Below are 17,172 nucleotides of genomic sequence, written 5' to 3'. Positions count from 1 at the left end.
GATCAGGCGAAGTAATCCCCGAGAATGCGGGTATAAATCGCCTTGAGCTGTTCGATTTGCGCGACTTCGACGCATTCGTCGACCTGATGCATGGTGCGCCCGACAAGCCCGAATTCGACCACCGGGCAATGGTTCTTGACGAAGCGCGCATCCGATGTGCCGCCGGTTGTGGACAGCTCGGGAGCGATTCCGGTTTCGGCTTCGATCGCGCGCGAAACCAGATCCGACAGGGGGCCCGGCGGCGTCAGAAAGCTTTCGCCGGAGATTTTGATGCGGGTATCGATTGTGACGCCAAACTCTTCGGCAACCCGGTCCGCTTCGGCGTGCAGCCAGTCACTCAGGTTTTGCCCGGAATGAAAGTCGTTGAAGCGGATGTTCACTGCCCCACGACATTGCGCAGGAATCACGTTCGTGGCCGGATTGCCGGTATCGATTGTGACGACCGCAAGGGTCGATGCATCGAAATGGTCCGAGCCCTGATCCAGCTCGTGGCTGGCCAGCCGATCCATCAGCCGGGCGATGGCGGGCACCGGGTTCTTCGCGCGATGAGGATAGGCCGAATGGCCCTGGACCCCACTGACAGTGAACCATGCGGTCATCGAGCCGCGCCGCCCGATCTTGATCATATCACCCATGCGGTTCGGGCAGGTGGGTTCGCCAACCAGACAGACCGACATACGTTCGTCCGCAGCGTCCATGTAATCCAGCAATGCGGTTGTGCCGTCCAGCGCATCGGCTTCCTCATCCCCGGTGATGGTCAGGATGATGGCTCCGTCCGGCGGAGTGTCCCGTACGAAATCAATGGCTGCGGCTGCAAACGCAGCGACGCCCGACTTCATGTCCGTGGCGCCCCGGCCATACATGATCCCGTCGCGTATTTCGGCCCCAAAGGGCGGCATGGTCCATGCTGCCTCATCACCTACAGGAACGACGTCGGTATGCCCGTTGAAGCCGAAGCTGCGCGCATGACCCTTGCTGCCCCAGCGCGCAAACAGATTGCTGATCCCGCCGCGATCCGCGCGGGTGCATTCAAAGCCCGCGTCCGACAGGACTTTCTGCAACAGAACCAGCGCGCCGCCTTCCTCGGGTGTGACCGATGGGCAACGGATCAGGTCTGCCGTCAATTGTACCGGGTCTGTCATCGCGGGCCTCTTGTCTGTATTGCTGGGCAGGTTCGTGCACAGATTCAACGAATTGGCCCGATTGCCAACCCCAGGGCGCAAATTTTCCACCTGTTTTGTCCACGCATGTCTGGTTGAGACGTCCGGAAAACATGGCGCTTTACCCCGCGATCACCTTGCCGCCCGGTCCAAAACTAAGCTAGAGGGCCGCGAAACAGGTATCTTGTCGATGAAACGCCTATTCTTCGCAGTGGTCTGCCAGACTTTCGCCGTTCTTGCACAGCAAAGCCAGGCGCAATCGCTTACGGTCTCGACCGTAACTCGCCCCCCGTTTTCCTATGTCGAGGACGGGGACCAGAGCGGTTTTTCCATGGACTTGCTGGAAGCCCTGTCCAGCGCGCTGGGTTGGGAGTATTCGGTCAACCGGCTTGATGCCTTTGGGGACATGCTGAATTCGGTGCAGGACGGGACAGCCGATCTTGCGATCGCCAATATCTCGATCACCGCGTCACGCGAAACGAGTATGGATTTCAGCCAGCCGATTTTCGAATCCGGTTTGCAGATCATGGTTCCGTCCGAAGCAATGCGCCGGCCATCCCTGCTGCAGGCGCTGTTGTCGCGCGAACTGTTCATAGCGATCGGGCTGGCTTTTGCGATCCTGCTGGGCGGCGGGATGCTGATGTGGAGTTTCGAACGACGTGCGCAACCCTATTTTGACCGCAAGCTGAACGAGGCATGGTTCCCGTCTTTCTGGTGGGCGTTGAATCTCGTGGTCAATGGCGGCTTCGAAGAACGCATGCCCCGGACGCCTTTTGGCCGTTTGTTGGGGGTCATTCTGGTTGTTTCTTCGCTGTTCATCGTGTCCGTTTTCACGGCCCGGATTACATCGGTCATGACAGTGGACGCGATCACCGGCAGCGTAAACTCGGTCAACGACCTCTATGGCAAGCAGGTGGGCACGATCTCGGGCTCGACCGCGGCCAACTTTCTGAACCGTCGCGAAATTGAATTTACCGGCTATCCCGGACTGGAAGAGATGCTGACATCCTTCGAGAAAGAGGAATTGGACGCGGTCGTCTTCGATGCACCGATCCTGTCCTATTACGCTGCGCATGAAGGCCGGAAAATCGCCTCGGTGACAGGCGGAATTTTCCTGCGCGAAACCTATGGGATCGCCTTTCCGACCGGCTCGCCTTTGGTCGAGGAAGTCAACCAGGCGCTGCTGTCCCTGCGTGAAGACGGCACGTATTCCGAAATCTACCGTAAATGGTTCGGGGCGCGGAACTAGGACTGTTCCGGATCCCCGAAAAACGGCGTCATCTGCGCGACGATGACCGCGTTTTCATCCAGCGCCCGTTGCATCAGAGCACGTTCGTCGGAATCGATGTCATGGCCCTGCGCCTCACGCTCGGCCAGTGTGCCATAGCCGGTAACATCCAGCGGAGCGGTATCGGCCTGTTTCAGAATCGCCACGGTTTCCCGTACCGCTTCCGCCTCGTCCACGCCGCTGGCAAAACACATCAGTGCGGCACCGGTCGCGCCCTCGGGCAGACCGTCACCTTCTTTCCGTCCGATCTGAACCAGCAGCGTATAGACCTGCTGGCGAGAGGGTTTCTTTTGCTTGTCCATATCCGGGCCTTAGCGCCGCACCCGGACATGGTCAAGTTCACGGTTGCCCGGATCAGCCAGCAACGACGTTCTGTTTCTGCACGCCCAGACCTTCGATACCCAGTTCGATTTTGTCACCGGGCTTCAGATAGGTCTGCGGTGTCTGACCCATCCCGACACCCGGCGGTGTTCCGGTGGCGATCACATCGCCCGGCTGCAGGGACATGAACTGGGAAAGGTACGAAACTACTGTCGCAACGGCGAAATGCATCGTCCGGGTCGATCCGTCCTGATAACGATGCCCGTTCACCTCAAGAAACATTGCCATGTTTTGCGGGTCCGAAACCTCGTCCCGCGTCACCAGCCACGGGCCAATCGGACCAAACGTATCCGCCGACTTGCCCTTGACCCACTGGCCCGAGCGATGCAGTTGGAAATCGCGTTCAGACAGGTCGTTGATCACGCAATAGCCCGCCACGTGGTCTAACGCTTCGGCTTCTGACACGTATTTTGCGGCTTTGCCGATAACCACGCCCAGTTCGACCTCCCAATCGGTTTTGACCGATCCGCGCGGGATCTCCACGGTGTCATTCGGCCCCATGATGGCCGAGGTTGCCTTGAAAAAGACGACTGGCTCCTGCGGCAGCTCCATACCGCTTTCGTCAGCATGGTCGGCATAGTTCAGGCCAATGCAGATGAACTTTCCGACCTGCCCGACACAGGCACCGATCCGGGTATTCGCATCGGCTTGCGGCAATTGAGCGGGGTCCAGCGCGCGGAGTTTTTGCAGGCTCTCATCGCCCAGCGTTTCGCCGGCAATGTCATCCACGACCCCCGACAGGTCCCGAATTACTCCGGTATCATCCAGAAGGCCCGGTTTTTCCTGACCGACAGGCCCAAAGCGCAGAAGTTTCATCCTGTTTCCCTCATTCTTCAGATCGTCCAGCCGCCATCGATGGCAAAGGGCTGTCCGGTGGTGTATTTGCTGGCGTCGCTGGCCAGGTAGAGTGCGAGTTCCGCGATCTCTTCGGCGGTTCCAATGCGCCCCATGGGCTGGCGCGCGATGAAATCCGTCATCGCCTGCTGATAGTCGCCGGTTTCACGCAGGCGGTCATGCAGGCTGGGGCTGTCCACAGTCCCCGGACAGATCGCGTTGCAGCGAACCCCTTGGGTGACGAAATCCGCCGCGACCGATTTGGTGAGGCCAATGACTGCCGCCTTCGAGGCGCAATAGGCAAAGCGGTTCGGCACGCCCTTGATCGACGAGGCAACCGACGACATATTGATGATCGAGCCGCCGCCGTTATCCAACATGTTCGGCAAGATCAGCCGGGTCAGCCGATACATGGCCTTGACGTTCAGGTCGAAACTGAAATCCCAGTCGCGTTCCTCGCATTCCAGAATGGACCCGTTTGCAACATAGCCCGCGCAATTGAACAGCACGTCCAGTGCCGGCAAGTCCGGGACAGCGGCCTGCACAGCACTGGCATCCGTCACATCCAGTTGCAGCGTCGTCACGCCCGCTGTTCCATCAAGCGAGGCCAACGCATCAGAGTTGATGTCGCATGCAATGACCTGCGCCCCTTCGGCGGCAAAAAGTTCGACTGACGCTCGGCCGATGCCTTGGCCTGCCGCCGTGACCAGAGCGGTTTTCCCGGCCAGTCGCGCTGGTGTTCCTTCGTTCGGCATACCGGACCTCATCCCTGTTCCGGCAGCAATTCGGCCGGGATATTCTGATAGCAAACGGGACGCAGGAAGCGCCGGATCGAAAGCGTTCCCACAGAAGTTGCACCGAAGTTGGTCGAGGCCGGGTAGGGCCCCCCGTGCACCATCGCGTCGCAAACTTCGACCCCGGTGGGGAACCCGTTGGCCAGAATACGCCCGGCCTTGCGCTCCAGCAGAGGCAGGAGCGAACCAGCATCCTGCGCGTCGCCCGCATCCATGTGAACGGTGCAGGTCAACTGGCCTTCGATTGTACGGGCGATATCGCGCATTTCGCTGATATCCTGAACGCGCACGATGATGCCGAGCGGGCCAAACACCTCTTCCTGCAATCGATGGTTCGATTGCCAGTCTTTGCCGGAAACACTGAACAGCCAAGGTCTGGCCGAGCGTGTCTCACAGCTTTCGCCCAGGATCCGGGTAACACCGTTGCAGGCCGCAACGCGATCTGACCCTTGCCGGTATGCGTTCGCGATTCCGTCGGTCAGCATGGTTTGGGCAGCAACGTCCTGCAGCGCATCTGCTGTCGCGGCTTCCAGCGCGTCCGCATCCGGGCCATCGATCACCACGGCGATGCCGGGATTTGTGCAGAACTGACCCGCGCCCATGGTGAGCGAACCGGCCCAGCCCGCACCGATATCTGCCGCGCGGGCAGCCGCCGCCTGAGGCAGGATAAACATCGGGTTGACCGACCCGAGTTCACCGAAGAACGGAATAGGCTCGTCCCGTTGCGCGCACAGATCGAACAGCGCCCGCCCCCCGGCCAGGCTGCCGGTGAAGCCAACTGCGCGGATCAATGGGTGCTGAACCAGCCGTTCGCCGACTTCACGTGCGTCACCCTGAACCAGCGAGAAGACACCCGGGTGGACCCCGCAAGCCTTGACGGCGGCGTCGATGGCCTGTGCGACGATCTCGCCAGTGCCCGGATGTGCCGGGTGCCCCTTGACGACAACCGGGCATCCGGCGGCCAGCGCCGCGGCGGTGTCACCGCCCGCAACCGAAAACGCCAGCGGGAAATTGGAGGCCCCGAATACGGCAACCGGACCCAGAGGGCGCTGTATCATCCGCAGGTCCGGGCGCGGCAGGGGCGCGCGGTCGGGCATAGCTGGGTCATGGCGCATGTCCAGATAGTCACCCTGAAGGATGTAATCGGCGAACAGGCGCAACTGTCCCACTGTCCGCCCGCGCTCTCCTTGCAGGCGGGCTGCGGGAAGGCCGGTTTCCTGGCTGCCAATTTCGGTGATTGCATCCCCCCGGGCATCGATTTCGTCGGCGACCCGGCGTAACAGCTCTGCCCGTTCGGCGCGCGAGGACCAGCCGTAGGTTGCAAACGCCTCTTCGGCGGCGTCGACGGCGGCGTCGACGTGAGATGCCGTTCCCGCCGCAAAGTCATGGGCGGGGCCTTCTGCAGGCTGCGACGCAAAGACAGTGTCCGCGCCAATCCATTCGCCAGCGATCAGGTGTTTTCCGGTGAGCATATTGTGGTTCTTTCTTACAGCAGGCCGCGCCGGGCCAGGTTTCGCATCAGATGGGACGCCCCGAAACGCCATTCGGGGCACTCAGTCGCCAGACGCACTGTGTTGGTCAGTGTGCCCAGCTTTTCACTGGCGATGGTTACAACGTCTCCCAGCTTGTGTGTAAACCCTCCTCCGGGTGTTTCTCGATCCTGCGTCGGGGCGAACAGGGTCCCGAGGAACAGCATCAGACCGTCCGGATACTGGTGATGCCGCCCGATCGTCTGGCAAACAAGATCTGCAGGATCGCGGCTGATCTGGGACATGGAGGAGCTTCCATTCAGGTTGAAACCTTCGGGACCGTTTACAGTCAGTGTCAGTTCGGCCTGTCGCACATCGTCCAGCGAGTAGTGGTCATCGAACAGCCGGATCAGCGGACCGATCGCGCAGGACGCATTGTTGTCCTTGGCCTTGCTCAGCAACAAGGCCGAGCGCCCCTCGATGTCGCGCAGATTGACGTCATTGCCCAATGTCGCACCCATGATCACGCCTTGCGAATTCACGGCAAGCACGATTTCGGGTTCTGGGTTGTTCCATTCCGAAACCGGGTGCAGGCCAATCTCGGCCCCGTACCCAACCGACGACAGGACCTGTGCCTTGGAAAAGACCTCGGCGTCGGGTCCGATGCCCACCTCAAGGTACTGGCTCCACAAACCTTCTTCGATCAGGGCTTGTTTTGCCTTTGCAGCTGCGTCCGATCCGGGGACGATATCGCTCAGTTTCTTGCCGATGCGGACACCGATCCGGTTGCGAATGCTGTCGGCACGGGCCGGGTCGCCACCGGCCTTTTCTTCGATCACGCGTTCGACCATGGAACCGGCAAAGGTGACGCCGCAGGCTTTGACGGCCTGCAGGTCACAAGGGGCAAGCCAGGCAAAGGCATCGCGGACCGGGTCCAGCACCTCACCTTTGGCAGTGCGGACATATTCCACCGCATCTTCGCGTTCGAGGACATCCCGGACCGTGGGCGCGGTTCTTGATGTGATGTCCATCAGGCTTTCGCCGCGCAAGGTGACAACGCACGGTCCAATGCCGGCCCGTTCGACACGACCCAGCCACACTCCGTCGCGGTCAAATTCAGACAGGTTCATTTCAATCCCTCAGGCTGTAGGCGCGCAGCGCATTGCCGCCCAGAATTGCCGAACGTTCTTCAGGGGTCAGACCCGAAAGCAGTATGTCGGTAACCTCGACCCAACGTTCATAGCTGCTGGCAAGAGTGCAAACCGGCCAGTCGCTGCCCCAGATCAGGCGTTCGGGTCCGAACACGTTCAGCAGATGATCAACGACGGGACGCAGGTCGCCGATGTCCCAGCCGAGCCCCGCTTCGGTCACAAGTCCGGACAGCTTGCAAAACGCATGGCTGTTGCTGGCGATTGCGGCAATGTCATCGGCCCAGTCAGATAGCTGACCGTCCCGGATTGCCGGTTTTGATGCGTGATCCACGATAACCCGCATCTGCGGGTATCTGGCCAGCAAACGGCGCAACGGCCCAAGATGCTTGGGCAAGGTCAGTGCATCAAAGGCCAGTTCGTGATCGATGAGCGCCGCAAAGGCCGGGTGCAGAGACTCCCGCAGCATCCATTCAGGATCCTCGATATCCTGAATCATCGGGCGCAAACCGACGAGGAGTGGGTTTTGTGCCAGCGCCTTAATCTGTTGTGGGGCATCGGATGCTTCGAAATCAACCCAGCCCACGACGCCTTTGACAAAGGAAGTTTTGTCCGCCAACGACAACATGAACTCTGTTTCGGCAACGGTCGGGGCAGCCTGAACCAGAACAGTGCCATCGATTCCGGCACGTTCAATCAGGGGCAGCAGATCGGTGGGCAGAAAATCCCTGTAGATCGGCCCGATCTCGGCTGTCAGCCAGCCGTAATCACCCCGATCCAGAGACCAGAAATGCTGATGAGCATCAATTCTCATCCAATCACGCCTTTTTTCAGGATGATATTGCCGTAAAGCCTGCGCTCGCCGGTCTGGACGATGACGAAAGCTTGGGATGCGCGTTCATAGAATGCAAAGCGCTCAAGGCTTTGTATTTCGACGGGGTTGTCGGCTGTCTGGTGAATGATGGATTGAAAGTCGGCCACCGCCTCGGGGACCGCCTCGGGGTTTCCCACCACCTGCATGGTCAGGGCGGGGTCAGGGACAAAATTATCCAGCGGCATGACCGAGAGAACGGCCCGAAGTATATCACCGGCCGAGGATCCATCCGCCCTCAGGCATTCGGGGCCTACGCTGGAGCCGGGAAAATTGGCGTCAGCGATAACGATGTCATCCCCGTGACCCATGGATCGCAAGGCATGTAGTAGGTCAGGGGAAAGCAGTGGATCGATGTTACGCAGCATGGGCCGTCTCCGATGGCAGGGGGGCATCCGCGCGGATCAGGCCTTCGGATTTCAGATCCGACCACAGCGAAGCGGGAATATTGCGCTCCAGCAAGGCGACATTCGCATTCACCTCGGCCGCACTGACCGCCCCGGGTACAACAGTTTTGACACATGGATGCCCAAGAACGAACTGCAGGGCGGCCGCAATCAGCGGAGTGCCGTGAGCGTCACACACGGCCTCGATTTTGCGCACTTTGTCCATGATGTCCGGTGGCGCATCCGCGTAATTGTACTTTGCTCCGGGAACCGCGCCGGTCGCCAGAATGCCCGAGTTGTAGGGACCGCCCAGAAGGATGCCGACATCGCGCTTTTCGCAGAGCGGCAGAAAGCTGTCCAGTGCCTCCTGTTCCAGCAGCGTGTATCGCCCAGCCAGAAGGAAGCCGTCGAAATCCCCCAGACCCAGCAATTTCTCGCACACCTGCCATTCATTGACCCCGGCGCCGATCGCGGCGATTTCGCCCGCCTCACGCAATTCAGCCAGTGCGCGGTAGCCGCCGCCGTCAAAAAGCTCTCGGACCTTCGCGTCGGATGCTTCCTGACTGCCCTGGCTGAACACGCAAACATCATGCACCAGAAGAATGTCGGAATTGGCGACACCGATCCGTTCGCGGCTGGCTTCGTAGGATCGCATGACACCGTCATAGGTGTAGTCGAATACGATGCGTTTCCGGGGAACATCCACGAAAGCTTCGGGTGTGACCTCGTGCGGTTCGCAGTCCACAAGAAGGCGCCCGATCTTTGTGGAAAGCTGAATGTTGTCACGTCCAAAGACCGGGATGGCCTCTCCGAAGCGCTGTTCAGACCGGCCCAGCCCGTATTGCGGGGCGGTGTCAAAGAAGCGGATCCCGGCATCGAAAGCCGCATGCAACGCGGCCTGTGCGTCGGCATCGGACACCTTGCGATAGAGGTTTCCCAATGGTGCGCCCCCGAAACCCATGCGGGTCAAAGGAACAGGGCGTGAAGTTCGGTTGTTGAGGAGTTCGGTCTGAGAAACGGTCATCCTGCCTCTCGCTCTGGGTGGGAGCTGATGTTGAACAGGTGCGGCTTTTCGCGTTCCAGAACCTCGATGCGCGGCATCAACTGTCCCAGGTGATGGCGCATCGCCTCCTGTGCGGCTTGTTCGTTGCGGTCCTGGATCGCGTCGAATATCGCGCGGTGTTCCTGCAGCGTTTCCGCAACGCGGCCCGGGGTGGGCAACAGCAGCATGCGTGCACGGCTGACCTGCAGCGAAACCGTTTGCGCCACATCCGGCAGCCGGACAAAGCCGGTAAAGGCCATCAGCAGGGCGTGAAATTCCTCGTCGGCCTGGTAGAACCCGGGGATGTCCTCATCCTCGATCAGCAGTTCCTGCAGCCGCATGTTGCGACTCAGGCGCTTGCGCTGGTCTTCGGTAAAATCGCGGGCGACCTTGGCGACGGTAGCCAGTTCAAGGGCTTCGCGCAGAAAGACGCCCTCGCGGATTTCCGACATCGAGAAATAGGATACCCGCGTCCCCGATTGCGGAACCACATCCACCAGCCCTTCGGCCGCCAGCCGGGCAATCGCCTCGGCCACGGGCGCACGCGAGACACCAAGCCGCTCACAGATCGGCGCCTTTTTCAGATTTGCGCCCGGCAGGAAATCCAAGGACAGGATAGCCTGCTTGATCGCAAGATAAACACGGTGTGCCAGCGAGCCTTCTGTCACGGCAATTTCAGGCAGCAAGGTTGCGTCGATGTCTTGAGGTCGGTTCATGATTTTCGATCTAGCATACTAACATGTTAGTTGACAAGTGTGGGTTCGCTCATTAGCAATTTGTGCAGGCAAGTGGGAAAACAATGCAAGCACAGCAGAAAAACAAGGGCCTTCAGGGCAAGACGCAGGACACCGTCAGGCTGAACCCGGATGACAATGTGGTCATTGCGCTGCGGGATCTTTCGGCTGGCGACTGCCCGACAGGAGTGCCTGCGCCTTTGCCGGGTTCAATCGGGCGCGGTCACAAGATTGCCGTGGTGCATATCCCCGCAGGAGCGAATGTCATCCGGTATGGCCAGATCATCGGGCAGGCCAAGTCAGATATTGCGCCGGGCGCGCATGTCCATGTCCACAACCTTGGGATGGGAGAGCATCAGCAGGACTATGCGCATGCGTCTGCCTGCGTGCCATTGCCCGAAATACATCGCACCCGGACCTTTCAGGGGTTTCACCGGGCGGACGGTAAAGTGGGCACGCGTAATTACATCGGCATTTTGACCACCGTAAACTGTTCCGGCTCGGTCGCGCGTTTCATTTCCGAGGCGGCCGAGAAATCGGGCCTTCTGGATGCTTACCCCAACGTCGACGGCATTGTGCCGATTGTTCATGGCACCGGTTGCGGAATGTCCGGCAAGAACGAAGGCTATGCCGCCCTGTTCCGCACATTGGCAGGCTATGCGCAGCACCCGAATTTTGGTGGCATTCTTCTGATCGGTCTGGGCTGCGAAGTCATGCAGGTGTCCGATCTTGTCGGGGGGCGTCCGATCCGGCCCGATGGCGCGCTCCGCTACATGACGATCCAGAACGAAGGCGGCACGCGCCGAACCATCGAGCGGGGCCTGGAAGAACTGCGCGGAATTGCCGAACTGGCCAATCAGGCGACCCGGCAACCCGCGCCCGTCAGTGCAATCACCGTCGGAATGCAATGCGGCGGTTCAGACGGGTATTCCGGCATCACGGCAAACCCGGCGCTTGGCTACGCCTCGGACCTGCTGGTTCGGCACGGTGGCACGACCATTCTGTCGGAGACGTCCGAAATCTACGGTGCGGAACATCTTTTGACCCGTCGTGCCGAAACCGTCGAAGTTGGAGAAAAGCTGATCGCCCGCATCCGCTGGTGGGAGGACTACACCGAACGAAACGGCGGCGAGATGGACAACAACCCCAGCCCCGGCAACAAGCGCGGCGGGCTGACGACGATTCTGGAAAAATCGCTGGGTGCGGTCGCCAAGGGCGGTACGGCGCCTCTGCGCGATGTGTACGAGTTTGGCCAGATCGTCGACAAACACGGGTTTGTTTTCATGGACAGTCCGGGGTTTGATCCCTGCTCGGTCACAGGTCAGGTGGCGTCAGGGTCGAACCTGATTGTGTTCACCACCGGGCGCGGCTCGGTTTCCGGCTATCAGCCGACACCCTGCATCAAGCTGGCCACCAATTCCGAAATGTATGCCCGCATGTCCGACGACATGGACCTGAACTGCGGCGACATCGTCACCGAGGGCGTCAGCATCGAAGCCAAGGGCGAGGAACTGTTCGAGATTCTGATCCGCGTCGCATCGGGCGAACAGACGAAAAGCGAGCAGCTTGGCTTCGGAGGGGTCGAGTTTGTTCCGTGGCAGATCGGAGCGGTGATGTGAACCGGATGCGACACGGGGACTGAGGGACAAATGGGAGGAGAAATGACGAAACTGGTCGAAATGACGGGGATTGAAAAACACTTCCCCGGCGTGCACGCGCTGAAATCCGTGCAGTTCGATCTGGTGCCCGGCGAGGTTCACGCGCTGATGGGCGAGAACGGCGCCGGGAAAAGCACGCTGATGAAAATCCTTTCAGGCATTTATCAGCGCGATGGTGGGTTATTGTCGGTCGAAGGCCGGGTCGTCAGTCCGCAATCCCCGCGTCAGGCGCAGGATCTGGGGATCGGCATTATTCATCAGGAGCTGAGCCTGATGAACGACCTGACTGTGGCGCAGAACATCTTTATCGGCCGCGAGCCGTGCAAAAGCTTTGGTCGACTGGACGATGCGGCGCTGAATGCACAGACAGCCGACATCTTTGCTTCGATGAACCTGGGGCTCGACCCAAGGGCGCTGGTCGGCGGCCTGACCATCGCCAAGCAACAGATGGTCGAGATTGCCAAGGCTCTGTCCTACCGCTCGAAAGTGCTGATCATGGATGAACCAACGGCGGCGTTGAACGATGCAGAGATTGCCGAACTCTTTGTAATCATTCGGCGCCTCAAGGCCGAAGGCGTGGGCATCGTCTATATCAGCCACAAAATGGACGAACTGAAACAGATCGCCGACAGGGTAACGGTGATGCGTGACGGCGAATATGTCGGTACGGTCGGTGCCGCCGAAACCCCGATCAGCCAGATCATCGCGATGATGGTGGGTCGCGAGGTCAAGGAAGAACCGCTGGAAGTACCCGATCTGGCCGGGGCCGAAGTTTCGCTTGAGATCAGCAACCTGTCACGGGGCGTTGAAATTCAGGATGTCAGCTTCTCGGTCCAGAAGGGTGAGATACTGGGATTTGCGGGTCTGATGGGGGCGGGCCGGACCGAGGTGGCGCGAGCCATATTTGGAGCCGACCCGAAAGACAGTGGTGAAATCCGGGTGCACGGACAATCCGTCTCGATCAGATCCCCCAGGGATGCGGTGCGGGCCGGGATCGGATACCTTTCCGAGGATCGCAAGCACTTCGGCCTCGCTACCGGCATGAACGTACGGGACAATATCGCGCTGGCTTCGATGGATCTTTTCACCGGGACAGGCGGCGTTCTGAACGACAGTGAAATCGGCACCGCCGCCAAAAGCTACATCAATCAACTGGGCATCCGGACGCCATCCGACGTTCAGGAAGTGCGGCTGTTGTCAGGGGGCAACCAGCAAAAGGTTGTCATTGCCAAATGGTTGCTGCGGGATTGCGATATTCTGATCTTTGACGAGCCGACTCGCGGCATCGATGTCGGCGCAAAATCGGAAATCTACAAGCTGCTGGAAGAGCTGGCAGAACAAGGCAAGACTATCATCGTGATCTCATCCGAACTGCCCGAGATCATGCGGCTGAGCCATCGCATCGCCGTGATGTGCGAGGGCCGGCTGACCGGCATCCTGCCCGGCGGAAAAGACACCACTCAGGAAGACATCATGCATCTGGCCACCCAACGCAAGGCGGCGATGCAGGTTACAGGGACAGTGCAATGACCACAGCAACGGATCTCGACAAGAAAAAGCCACTTGCGGGCCTGTCGGAAAGCGGCGCGTACCAGAAGCTGCTGGCCTTCGCCAGCCTGATCGCCCTGCTGATCGGCTTCTCGATCGCATCGCCCAACTTCATGCAGACCTCGAACATGATTGCCATTCTGCAGGCAACGTCGGTCAACGGAGTGTTGGCGGTGGCAGCGACATTGGTGATCATTACCGGCGGTATTGACCTGTCGGTGGGCACGCTGATGACGTTTTGCGCAGTCATCGCGGGTGTGGTTTTGACTTATCTGGGCATGCCATTGCTGCTGGGTGTGGCTGCGGCCATCGCGGCCGGTGCGTTTTGCGGGCTGTGCTCGGGCACATTCGTGGCGAAGATGAAAATCCCGCCCTTCATCGCCACGCTGGGTATGATGCTGATCCTGAAGGGTCTGTCACTGGTGATTTCCGGCACGCGGCCGATCTATTTCAATGACACACCTGGTTTCGACCAGATCTCGCGCGGGTCGCTGATCGGTGAGGTCATTCCGGCGCTGCCGATCCCCAACGGCGTACTGATCCTGTTTCTCGTGGCCATCGCCGCCTCGTACATCTTGGGGCGCACCGTTCTGGGCCGTTATACTTTTGCGCTGGGCTCGAACGAAGAGGCAGTGCGCCTGTCCGGTGTAAACACCGACATGTGGAAAGTGCGCATCTATGCGCTGGCCGGTGCGATCTGCGGCATTGCGGGAATCCTGATCGCCTCGCGGCTGAATTCGGCGCAACCGGCATTGGGTCTTGGGTACGAGCTGGAGGCGATTGCAGCCGTGGTGATCGGCGGCACATCCCTGTCCGGCGGGCGCGGCACCATCCTGGGCACGCTGATCGGCGCACTGATCATGGCGGTTCTGACCAATGGTCTGCGGGTGCTGTCGGTCGCGCAGGAATGGCAGACCGTCGTGACCGGAGCAATCATCATCCTTGCCGTCTATGCCGACATGGCCCGGCGCAAGAAAACCGGCTGATCATTCCAAAAAACGAAAAAACGACCAACTGGAGGAGAAAATCATGTTTACACGTCGTTTCATTCTGGGGGCGCTCAGTGCTGCCAGCCTTTCCGTTCCGGCCTCGATGGCCGTGGCCGAGGAGGTCTATATCCCGCTGGTGTCCAAAGGGTTCCAGCACCAGTTCTGGCAGGCCGTGAAGGCCGGTGCCGAGCAAGCGGCGAACGAATACAATGTCACCATCACGTTCGAAGGGCCTGACAACGAAACCATGGTGGATCGCCAGATCGATATGCTGGCCGCTGCGCTGGCCAACAACCCCAAGGCCATCGGCTTTGCCGCGCTGGACAGCCAGGCGGCGATCCCGCTGCTGAAACAAGCCAATGACAAGGGCATTCCGATCATCGCATTCGACAGCGGGGTAGACAGTGACATTCCGGTGTCCACTGCGACCACAGACAATCTGGCTGCTGCGGGTCTGGCCGCTGACAAGATGGCTGAAATGCTGGGTGGCAAAGGAAAGGTTGCCGTCGTGGCCCATGACCAGACCAGCCGCACGGGCATCGACCGTCGCGATGGGTTCGTCAATCGCATTGCCGAGAAGTATCCCGATATCGAGGTCGTAACCGTTCAGTACGGACAGGGCGACCATCTGAAATCCACCGAGGTGACAAAGGCGATCCTGACAGCCAATCCAGATCTGAACGGCATTTTCGGAACCAACGAAGGATCGGCGATTGGCGTTGTGAACGGTGTGCAGGAACTAGGCACCGAAGGTCTGGTCATTATTGGCTATGACAGCGGCAAAGCCCAGAAGGACGCGATCAAGAGCGGCCTGATGGCAGGGGCCATTACCCAGAACCCGGTCGGTATCGGATACGAAACGGTAAAGGCGGCGGTGGCCGCGTCAAAGGGTGAAAGTGTACCAGCCCTGATTGATACCGGGTTCTACTACTATGACGCGTCCAATATGGAAGATCCGGCAATCGCCGCCGTATTGTACGACTAAGTCTAAACGCCCCAAAAAAAGCCCGCCGTTCGGTGGGCTTTTTACTTCGATGGCAACACACCGAATTGACACCAAGGCTCAGGAGAATCTGCGCATCGAGTGATCCCAGCGCGGTGCGTTTCAATATTGAGTTTGATGTGGATTGTTTCGGCTACGTGCTATCGGGGTCGGCAACCTCAGACCCAAAAGTTGATCGACGAATATTGCAACGAAACGAAACCGGACGTGGATGCGATTGATCGATTGCCCGAGAGACCTGTCGTGCCGCCGGGCGGATACCGTCCCAAAGCCGCATGGTCTCAGTCCAGAAACAGATAGTCCAACTGCATGACCGACCGCGCCTTTTCTCGCGAAATCCTCAGAAACGCGGCGATCGCCGCTTCGTTTTCTTCGCGTTCGGCGGATTCGCGAAGGCGAAAATGGCCCTCAAGCCCTGCACCGCGGATCAGTTCGGATTCGTAAGCCAATGAGTTTCTGAGCGCGGGCAACAGGTGGGCGACCCGCTGCGTCGGCGTGTTTTCCCCGGCCAGTCCGACACGGCGTGCGTGGCCGATCAGGTACTCATCCGAGTAATCGCATTCGATCTCCAGAACATGCGTCCGGGCCTGATCCGCACAAAAATCCTGAATGATCTCAAGGTTTGCAGGGTCCACGCAAAGGACCAGCCTGTCAGTTTCAAAACATTCGAAAAGCATGCGCACCACGGCGCGCCGATGACGTCCCCGTTTGACCAGGGTGGTTTCAATACCTCCCAGGTCCGGCAATGGCGAATCCTGTTCGTTGAACAGGTATTCAACGCAGGGAATGTCTGTTTCCGACATGATCTGATCGACCAGTCGCTTGGCGACGTGCCACTTCTTGCAGGCGATCAGGTAGATTTCGCGTCCGGGATCCAGCGTGTTTCCAGCTTCCCAAAAACGCGGGGCATAACGCCGGCCAACCCGCCCGCGCCCGGCCAGAAAGTCATAGAGGCTGCGCCCTTCATTCGAAATCTGGAAGTCAATGCCGTCGCTGGCGTAGAGTTTGCCCAGTCTTTCCTTGAGCTCAAGCGCTTCGGGGCTGATCTTGCGAGCGAACAGATAATCCTGACCAAGCAGCATGTCAAAATGGTCGTTATAGAACGTCACCGGCGTGCCGTAATCCGAGAACATCAGAAAAGTCAGCGTCCGGTTCTCGATTTCCTGTCTTGGGATCAGATGGCGGACAAGCGTTTGAAAAAAGGTCTCGTCGGGAATCCAGGTTGTCGCGAAGAACCGGACGACATCTCGTCGCTGGCGCAGGAAATCCAGGATCTTTTCCACGGTCTGGCGTCGCAGACACCACCATTGGCTACCGATCATGACCTGCAGGTCTTGCGGTATTTCACGGGTCAGGCCCATACGTTTTTGTATTTCGTATGACGCATAGAACCGCCCGCTTTGCGTACGTTCATTGAAATAGTGTCGATAGATCAGCCGGTCCTCCTTCATGCCGGTCTTGATCCAGTTGCTTTCGAAAAAGTCGTGGCTTTCGATGAAATCCAAATCGTTGCGGTCCAGGAAATCGTGAACGTATTCGGCTGTCTTGATCGCCATGCAGTCGCCTGACAGCATGTAGAAGTGCGTTGCGCGCGGAAAACTTTCGACCGCTGCCGAAAGCGCGTGGAGCGTTGCCTGAACCAGCGACCAGGCACCCCAGCCGCATTTGATCCGTTTGACCGCGAATGCGACGTACGGGTTGTCCTTCAGGGCCGTTTGTATTCTGGTGTAATCTTCAGCCTTTGCACGCGCATCGAAATGGATCGCCATGCAGTCACCGGACGCAGTCAGTTGCCGGGCCTGCGCGATGATCGCGTCGGGGTCTTTGTGGCACAGCAAAATATAGGCAATCTTTGCCATCTGAGTTA

General features: G+C 59.3%; 16 protein-coding genes. 5 read left to right on the top strand and 11 right to left on the bottom strand.

What is annotated here, in order from left to right; translation table 11 throughout:
- Nucleotides 1-2: 2 nt before the first annotated feature.
- Complete coding sequence (gene dapE, locus AC2FIR_RS11640; RefSeq protein ID WP_496746793.1) at nt 3-1,142, bottom strand: succinyl-diaminopimelate desuccinylase; 1,140 nt, start codon at nt 1,140-1,142, stop codon at nt 3-5.
- 208 nt (nt 1,143-1,350) lie between these two features.
- Between dapE and AC2FIR_RS11635 the strand changes: the two genes are divergently transcribed.
- Entirely contained in the window at nt 1,351-2,409 is a 1,059-nt protein-coding gene (locus tag AC2FIR_RS11635) for a transporter substrate-binding domain-containing protein (protein ID WP_496746791.1), read from the top strand.
- On the opposite strand, the gene AC2FIR_RS11630 is transcribed toward AC2FIR_RS11635, so the two are convergent.
- Genes AC2FIR_RS11630 through AC2FIR_RS11590 form a run of 9 tightly spaced genes read right to left on the bottom strand, consistent with a single transcriptional unit; the run spans nt 2,406 to nt 10,089 of the window.
- Nucleotides 2,406-2,750 carry a DUF8846 family protein gene (locus tag AC2FIR_RS11630; RefSeq protein WP_170681859.1) on the bottom strand — a complete coding sequence of 115 codons (345 nt, stop codon included), beginning with the start codon at nt 2,748-2,750 and terminating at the stop codon, nt 2,406-2,408. The genes AC2FIR_RS11635 and AC2FIR_RS11630 overlap by 4 nt on opposite strands.
- A gap of 52 nt (nt 2,751-2,802) precedes the next feature.
- On the bottom strand, nt 2,803-3,645 hold the full coding sequence (locus AC2FIR_RS11625; protein ID WP_170615639.1) for a fumarylacetoacetate hydrolase family protein: 843 nt from the start codon (nt 3,643-3,645) through the stop codon (nt 2,803-2,805).
- Nucleotides 3,646-3,662: 17 nt separating this feature from the next.
- Nucleotides 3,663-4,418: an SDR family oxidoreductase gene (locus tag AC2FIR_RS11620; protein WP_496746789.1), complete on the bottom strand. Its 756-nt coding sequence runs from the start codon at nt 4,416-4,418 to the stop codon at nt 3,663-3,665.
- An 8-nt stretch (nt 4,419-4,426) separates the two neighbouring features.
- Nucleotides 4,427-5,929 carry an aldehyde dehydrogenase (NADP(+)) gene (locus tag AC2FIR_RS11615; RefSeq protein ID WP_496746787.1) on the bottom strand — a complete coding sequence of 501 codons (1,503 nt, stop codon included), beginning with the start codon at nt 5,927-5,929 and terminating at the stop codon, nt 4,427-4,429.
- Nucleotides 5,930-5,943: 14 nt separating this feature from the next.
- Nucleotides 5,944-7,056 carry a fumarylacetoacetate hydrolase family protein gene (locus AC2FIR_RS11610; protein WP_496762383.1) on the bottom strand — a complete coding sequence of 371 codons (1,113 nt, stop codon included), beginning with the start codon at nt 7,054-7,056 and terminating at the stop codon, nt 5,944-5,946.
- Nucleotide 7,057: 1 nt separating this feature from the next.
- Nucleotides 7,058-7,888 (bottom strand): amidohydrolase family protein, encoded by an 831-nt coding sequence (locus AC2FIR_RS11605; protein WP_496746785.1) that lies wholly within the window; start codon nt 7,886-7,888, stop codon nt 7,058-7,060.
- A complete protein-coding gene (locus AC2FIR_RS11600) occupies nt 7,885-8,313 on the bottom strand; it encodes an RbsD/FucU family protein (RefSeq protein WP_170681865.1) in 429 nt (142 codons plus the stop codon). Before AC2FIR_RS11600 ends, AC2FIR_RS11605 begins: the two co-directional genes overlap by 4 nt.
- Nucleotides 8,303-9,355 carry an aldo/keto reductase gene (locus AC2FIR_RS11595; protein ID WP_496746783.1) on the bottom strand — a complete coding sequence of 351 codons (1,053 nt, stop codon included), beginning with the start codon at nt 9,353-9,355 and terminating at the stop codon, nt 8,303-8,305. The genes AC2FIR_RS11600 and AC2FIR_RS11595 overlap by 11 nt, the downstream gene beginning before the upstream one ends.
- Nucleotides 9,352-10,089 carry a GntR family transcriptional regulator gene (locus AC2FIR_RS11590; RefSeq protein WP_480813667.1) on the bottom strand — a complete coding sequence of 246 codons (738 nt, stop codon included), beginning with the start codon at nt 10,087-10,089 and terminating at the stop codon, nt 9,352-9,354. Before AC2FIR_RS11590 ends, AC2FIR_RS11595 begins: the two co-directional genes overlap by 4 nt.
- An 83-nt stretch (nt 10,090-10,172) precedes the next feature.
- On the opposite strand from AC2FIR_RS11590, the gene AC2FIR_RS11585 reads away from it, so the two are divergent.
- The 4 genes from AC2FIR_RS11585 to AC2FIR_RS11570 are packed head-to-tail and all read left to right on the top strand — an operon-like array spanning nt 10,173 to nt 15,287.
- Nucleotides 10,173-11,726: a UxaA family hydrolase gene (locus AC2FIR_RS11585; RefSeq protein WP_170615623.1), complete on the top strand. Its 1,554-nt coding sequence runs from the start codon at nt 10,173-10,175 to the stop codon at nt 11,724-11,726.
- 42 nt (nt 11,727-11,768) lie between these two features.
- Nucleotides 11,769-13,295, top strand: a complete 1,527-nt coding sequence (locus AC2FIR_RS11580) for a sugar ABC transporter ATP-binding protein (RefSeq protein ID WP_496746782.1) — start codon at nt 11,769-11,771, stop codon at nt 13,293-13,295.
- Nucleotides 13,292-14,299, top strand: a complete 1,008-nt coding sequence (locus tag AC2FIR_RS11575) for an ABC transporter permease (RefSeq protein WP_496746780.1) — start codon at nt 13,292-13,294, stop codon at nt 14,297-14,299. Before AC2FIR_RS11580 ends, AC2FIR_RS11575 begins: the two co-directional genes overlap by 4 nt.
- Before the next feature lie 43 nt (nt 14,300-14,342).
- The gene (locus tag AC2FIR_RS11570) at nt 14,343-15,287 is read left to right on the top strand and encodes an ABC transporter substrate-binding protein (protein WP_170681871.1); all 945 of its coding nucleotides are present in this window, start codon (nt 14,343-14,345) and stop codon (nt 15,285-15,287) included.
- Nucleotides 15,288-15,586: 299 nt separating this feature from the next.
- On the opposite strand, the gene AC2FIR_RS11565 is transcribed toward AC2FIR_RS11570, so the two are convergent.
- Complete coding sequence (locus AC2FIR_RS11565; RefSeq protein WP_496762380.1) at nt 15,587-17,164, bottom strand: DUF5928 domain-containing protein; 1,578 nt, start codon at nt 17,162-17,164, stop codon at nt 15,587-15,589.
- Nucleotides 17,165-17,172: the final 8 nt, after the last annotated feature.

Source organism: Ruegeria sp. CDSB136 (assembly GCF_059610965.1).
This window is presented reverse-complemented; position numbering and strand designations above follow the sequence as displayed.

Excerpts from the sequence above, each read along its gene's own strand:
- dapE (WP_496746793.1), bottom strand. The coding sequence starts at position 1,142 with ATGACAGACCCGGTACAATTGACGGCAGACCTGATCCGTTGCCCATCG.
- AC2FIR_RS11635 (WP_496746791.1), top strand. The coding sequence starts at position 1,351 with ATGAAACGCCTATTCTTCGCAGTGGTCTGCCAGACTTTCGCCGTTCTT.
- AC2FIR_RS11630 (WP_170681859.1), bottom strand. The coding sequence starts at position 2,750 with ATGGACAAGCAAAAGAAACCCTCTCGCCAGCAGGTCTATACGCTGCTG.
- AC2FIR_RS11625 (WP_170615639.1), bottom strand. The coding sequence starts at position 3,645 with ATGAAACTTCTGCGCTTTGGGCCTGTCGGTCAGGAAAAACCGGGCCTT.
- AC2FIR_RS11620 (WP_496746789.1), bottom strand. The coding sequence starts at position 4,418 with ATGCCGAACGAAGGAACACCAGCGCGACTGGCCGGGAAAACCGCTCTG.
- AC2FIR_RS11615 (WP_496746787.1), bottom strand. The coding sequence starts at position 5,929 with ATGCTCACCGGAAAACACCTGATCGCTGGCGAATGGATTGGCGCGGAC.
- AC2FIR_RS11610 (WP_496762383.1), bottom strand. The coding sequence starts at position 7,056 with ATGAACCTGTCTGAATTTGACCGCGACGGAGTGTGGCTGGGTCGTGTC.
- AC2FIR_RS11605 (WP_496746785.1), bottom strand. The coding sequence starts at position 7,888 with ATGAGAATTGATGCTCATCAGCATTTCTGGTCTCTGGATCGGGGTGAT.
- AC2FIR_RS11600 (WP_170681865.1), bottom strand. The coding sequence starts at position 8,313 with ATGCTGCGTAACATCGATCCACTGCTTTCCCCTGACCTACTACATGCC.
- AC2FIR_RS11595 (WP_496746783.1), bottom strand. The coding sequence starts at position 9,355 with ATGACCGTTTCTCAGACCGAACTCCTCAACAACCGAACTTCACGCCCT.
- AC2FIR_RS11590 (WP_480813667.1), bottom strand. The coding sequence starts at position 10,089 with ATGAACCGACCTCAAGACATCGACGCAACCTTGCTGCCTGAAATTGCC.
- AC2FIR_RS11585 (WP_170615623.1), top strand. The coding sequence starts at position 10,173 with ATGCAAGCACAGCAGAAAAACAAGGGCCTTCAGGGCAAGACGCAGGAC.
- AC2FIR_RS11580 (WP_496746782.1), top strand. The coding sequence starts at position 11,769 with ATGACGAAACTGGTCGAAATGACGGGGATTGAAAAACACTTCCCCGGC.
- AC2FIR_RS11575 (WP_496746780.1), top strand. The coding sequence starts at position 13,292 with ATGACCACAGCAACGGATCTCGACAAGAAAAAGCCACTTGCGGGCCTG.
- AC2FIR_RS11570 (WP_170681871.1), top strand. The coding sequence starts at position 14,343 with ATGTTTACACGTCGTTTCATTCTGGGGGCGCTCAGTGCTGCCAGCCTT.
- AC2FIR_RS11565 (WP_496762380.1), bottom strand. The coding sequence starts at position 17,164 with ATGGCAAAGATTGCCTATATTTTGCTGTGCCACAAAGACCCCGACGCG.